The organism is Nonomuraea cypriaca, from assembly GCF_015645445.1.
In the GTDB taxonomy this organism is placed as follows: domain Bacteria; phylum Actinomycetota; class Actinomycetes; order Streptosporangiales; family Streptosporangiaceae; genus Nonomuraea; species Nonomuraea cypriaca.
Window position 1 is genome coordinate 1 of record NZ_JADOGI010000445.1, and the last position, 3326, is coordinate 3326.

Consider the following 3326-nt stretch of genomic DNA (forward strand, 5'->3'; position numbering starts at 1 on the left):
ACCCGCTCCCGCCGCTCCTGCTCCGCGGGCGTGTACCCACCCCTTTGCCCATACCGCATGCTCCGGTCGTACCTCACCCGAAGCGATCCGTCACGAGGCTAAGACTCTACGCATTCAATCTGTGTAGCGACGCGGCCTACCTGCACTTGCTCTTCTCGCCCGAGGCGCTCGCCCCGGAGGGAACGGTTACTGAGATCCTGCGCGCATCCGCGAACTTCGCCGCTGACCTCGGAGGTCGGCTCCGCGAGCGCGTCTATCGCGATGTCGTGCCCAGTCTTGCCGTCGCGATCGCCAAGCAGATGGATGTCTCCACCGAAGAGGATCTCCAGGAGGCCTACCACCGCACGTTGATGATCCTTTTTAGACTGCTCTTCGTCGCCTATGCCGAGGACCGCGCCTTGCTTCCGTATGGGCGAAACTCCCGCTACGACCGGCACGCGATCAAGACGCTGGCCAAGGACTTCGCCGCTGATCTCAGCCAATCATTCGACGATGCGGCTACCGCCCTCTGGGACGACATGCTCAGCGTTTGGAACGCTGTAAACGACGGCAACAGTAACTGGGACGTGCCCCCCTACAACGGTGGCCTGTTCTCCCATGACCCGGATTCCAGCCCATCCGGCGCGGCCTTGGCCGCCATGCGCCTGAGGGATGCCGAATTCGGTCCCGCGCTTCGTGCCCTGCTGGTGGACATAGGTCCGGACGGCACCCAGGGGCCGGTGGACTTCCGGTCGCTGAGCGTCCGCGAGTTCGGCACCATCTACGAAGGGCTGCTGGAGTCGTCACTGTCGATCGCGCCGGGCCCGCTCACGGTCGACAAGGAAGGTGCCTTCGTTCCCGCCCGGGGCGGGGACCTCATCGAGGTGCCCAACGGTCAGGTCTACTTCCACAACAAATCCGGTGCGCGCAAGTCCACTGGCTCGTACTTCACCAAGTCGTTCGCCGTAGAGCATCTACTGGACAGCGCGCTGGAGCCGGCGCTAGCCAACCACATCGACATGGTCAGCGCACTGCTAGAGGCCGGCGATGAGGCAGGGGCGGCCGATCTGTTCTTCGACTTCCGAGTCGCCGACCTCTCCATGGGCTCCGGCCACTTCTTAGTCGCCGCGATCGACCGGATCGAGGCCCGCTTTACTGCGTTGCTTGCCCAACGGCCGATCGCCGCCGTCAGTGACGAACTGACTCGGCTCTCCCATGCAGCTCGTGCCGCTCTTGGCGGGCATGCCGCCCAAGTGGAGATCGAAACGTCCGCCCTGCTGCGTCGCCAGATCGCCCGCCGTTGCATCTACGGCTTGGACCTCAACATCATGGCGGTTGAGCTCGCCCGCCTCGGGATCTGGATCCATACCTTCGTCCCGGGCTTGCCGATGTCCTCCCTCGACCATGGGTTAACCGTCGGCAACAGCCTTACCGGCATCGGAACCGTCGAGGAAGTTCTTCAGATCTTGGCTCCCGGAGTCAAAGGCACAGCCACCCTGTTTGACGAACCGATCCAGGAGGCACTTGGACGGGCCCGGGAGGTGCTCGTCCGGGTGGCCCGCACCTCGGAGGCAACCAAGCAGGAGGTGCGGGACGCCGCCTTGGCCTACGCCGCAGCGAATGAGGCCGCCACGGACGCGCGGGCGCTGTTCGACGCCGCGACCGCCGTACGTCTCGGGCTGATCCCGGGAGTTGTCACCCCGGAGCATGCCATCGAAGCCGGTCACTCCACCGCCGTCCAAGAGCGCATGACCGAGTTGAACGTGGCCCACTTCCCACTCCGCTTCCCCGAGGTCTTCCTACGGGAGCGTCCCGGCTTCGACGTGCTTATCGGCAATCCGCCGTGGGAGAAGATCAAGGTGGAGGAGCACCAGTGGTGGGGGCTGCGCTTCCCCGGACTGCGTTCCCTACCACAGAAGGACAAGAACCAGGCTATCGCCCGATACCAAAGCGAGCGGCCCGACCTACTCGCCGAGTACGAGGCGGAGGTCGCCCGAGTCGAGGCGCTGAAGAATGTATTGGGTAAGGGGCCCTTCCCGGGGTTGCGCGCCGCGACCGACACCGACCTGTCACTGGCCTTCTCCTGGCGTTTCTGGCACCTGCTCCGCGATGGTGGCCGGTCTGGGGTGGTTCTCCCCCGAACGGTACTCAGCGGCAGGGCTGGGAGCCAGTTCCGCGAGACGATCCTGGTCGAGGGCGGATTCGCGGATGTGGCCATGCTGGTCAACAACCGCCAGTGGATCTTCGACGAGGTGCACCCGCAGTACACGATTGGGTTGATCACTGCCGTTCGGGGCGTCCGCTACGCCGGGAGCGTCACACTGCGAGGCCCGTTCTTCTCCCTGACCAACTATCACGAAGGCATGGCCCTCCCGGGTCAGGCGCTCCCTGCCCAGGAATTCGCCACCTGGTCGGATGGCGCGGTCTTCCCGCTCCTCCCACATACCGACAGTCTCCGCGTTTTCGCCCGACTCAGAGCCCACCCTAGGTTGGACGCCGAAGGTGGCGAGTGGGTGTTCACCCCGCTGCGGGAGCTGCACACCACCGACGACAAGGCGTTGTACGACTTCAACCTGGCGAACCCCTCGAAGGACCTGCCGGTGCTCACCGGCGCGTCGTTCAATCTCTGGTCACCTGATTTTGGCGCTCCGTATGCCTTTGCAGACCTTGGTGAGTTCGAAGACTGGGCTCAACGCCGACGGAGGCGCCAGATCAAGCTCACCCGAAGCGCATTTCATGGAATGCCTAAGCGCTGGGCCGACGACCCAGCAACACTTGGCTACAGGAAACCCCGGATCGCGTTTCGTGACGTCGCTCGAGCGACAGACTCTCGGACCGTCATCTGCGCACTGGTCCCAGCTGGAAATGCACTTGTTGAGAAGGCTCCCTACCTCTTCCGACGAAAAGGGGATGCTCGGGATGAGGCCTATATGCTCGGAGTGCTCTCCGCTCTCCCACTGGACTGGTACGCGCGCCGCTTCGTGGAACTCAAGCTTTCTTACACGCTGTTGAATGCCTTTCCAGTGCCCCGGCCGGAGACTGAGAGCCCGCTCCGCGGACGGGTAGTACAGATCGCGGGGCGGCTCGCAGCGGTCGATGACCGGTACGCGGACTGGGCAGCCGAGGTCGAGGTGCCGGTTGGATCGGTGGATGCCCCAGAGGAAAAGAAGGCGCTGATCGCGGAGTTGGATGCGGTGGTGGCTCTGCTCTACGGCCTTGATCGTAAGCATTCACGCCATGCGCACCGGGTGACGATACGGCTGGATGCGTGACTGTCCGTCACTTTGATCGATTGTCTGGATGATGATGTGATCTTCCGGTGTCCGGCTTGGAGGAGATGTCCCGCG

The 3326-nt window shown here is 64.0% G+C and carries 1 protein-coding gene; it reads left to right on the forward strand.

The features are described 5' to 3' along the window. The first annotated feature begins 146 nt into the window (after positions 1-146). Positions 147-3251: an Eco57I restriction-modification methylase domain-containing protein gene (locus ITP53_RS54570; protein WP_195903349.1), complete on the forward strand. Its 3105-nt coding sequence runs from the start codon at positions 147-149 to the stop codon at positions 3249-3251. Positions 3252-3326 lie beyond the last annotated feature (75 nt).